This window comes from Mycolicibacterium parafortuitum (assembly GCF_002086815.1).
Lineage (GTDB): Bacteria > Actinomycetota > Actinomycetes > Mycobacteriales > Mycobacteriaceae > Mycobacterium > Mycobacterium parafortuitum.
The window spans coordinates 1-1,430 of record NZ_MVID01000062.1 but is presented as its reverse complement, the minus strand read 5'-3'; the positions used below and the strand labels follow the sequence as shown (position 1 = coordinate 1,430).

Genomic DNA, 1,430 nt, shown 5'->3' with positions numbered 1-1,430 from the left:
CTTGGATTCAAGCGGTGGCTGCAACGAATGTGGACGGGTCTGACAGTAGTCGGTCGAGTTCTTCGGCGGGTGTGCGCCAGCTGAGGCGTTTGCGGGGGCGGGCGTTGAGTTCGGCGGCGACCTGGTCGAGCCAGCCGGGCCCGTAGAACGACAGGTCGGTGCCTTTGGGGAAATACTGACGGAGCAGGCCGTTGGTGTTCTCGTTGGTACCGCGCTGCCAGGGGCTGTGTGGGTCGCAGAAGAAGATCGGCAGCCCGGTGGCTTCGGTGATCTTGGTGTGCAGTGCCATCTCGCTGCCTTGGTCCCAGGTCAGCGAGCGGCGCAGGATCTCGGGGATCTCAGGGATCTTGATCGACATGGCCTCGGCCAGGGTGGCCGCTGTGCGGTCCTCGGGTAGGTGCAGCAAGACCACGAATCCGGTGGTGCGTTCGACCAGCGTGCCGATCGCCGACTGTTGGCCTGCGCCGATGATCAGGTCACCTTCCCAGTGCCCGGGGATCGCGCGGTCCTCGGCTTCGGCGGGGCGTTCACTGATGTGGACCATGTCCCGGATCTTGCCGTGACCGGTTGCGGTGCGGCCCTGCGGTTTCCGCTGAACACGCCCCGTACGCAGCGCGGTCTTGACCAGCCGTGCCAACTCCCCACGCGGTTGCACGTAGAGGGCCTGATAGATCGTCTCGTGTGACACCCACATCTCCGGATCGTCGGGGTAGTCCAGCCGCAACCGGTATGCGACCTGCTCGGGACTATGCCGCTTCTCCAAGCGTGCCACCACCTCGGCAAGCAACACCGGATGTGATTCCAGACGGCGCGGTTTGGGACGTCTGCGGTTGCGGTCGGCGCTGTCTTGGCCGACCCGGGCCCGGTATCCCGAAACCGTCATCCCCTTGGCGATCTCCCGGTCGATGGTGCTGCGGTGACGATCGAGTCGCTCGGCGGCCGGCGCCGGAAGGTACCCGGCTTCCAAGAGCTCCTCGAGTCGGCAGCGTTCGGTGAAGGTCAGTGGCGCACGCGGCCGACGTGCACCGTCGATCTCGATGACGCCAGGGGCTGGGGTTCTGGGCACGTAGCCAGCCTTTTGCACCCAGACCACGCCGGTGTTCTCCGACACGCCGGCGATCACCGCAGCCTCAATCGTCGAGGCCCCCGATCTCATCGCCGCCCAAAACGTCTCGTGCACCGCTGCCGGATACCGCGTACCGCGATGCCGCAGATCAGCCGGGATACCCGCGGCCCTGGCCCACTTCGAGCCGGTCTGATGCGACACCCCGGCCGCTGTGGCAGCCGCCGACTGCGACGACCCCGACCTCAACTCCTCGAAGAACACCTCACGCGCACACTCGGGAACATCGTTGCTGCCACGCTTGCGAAACCCCATCGAACAACACCCCTCGACGAATCAGGTGTTGCAGCGACCGATTGAGTCTGAG

1 protein-coding gene is annotated in these 1,430 nt (G+C 65.7%); it reads right to left on the bottom strand.

The window, feature by feature from the left end:
• Positions 1-7 precede the first annotated feature (7 nt).
• A complete protein-coding gene (locus tag BST38_RS28760) occupies positions 8-1,156 on the bottom strand; it encodes an IS30 family transposase (RefSeq protein ID WP_083146944.1) in 1,149 nt (382 codons plus the stop codon).
• Positions 1,157-1,430: the final 274 nt, after the last annotated feature.

Coding starts and splice junctions, on each gene's coding strand:
- BST38_RS28760 (WP_083146944.1), bottom strand. CDS start 1,156: ATGAGATCGGGGGCCTCGACGATTGAGGCTGCGGTGATCGCCGGCGTG.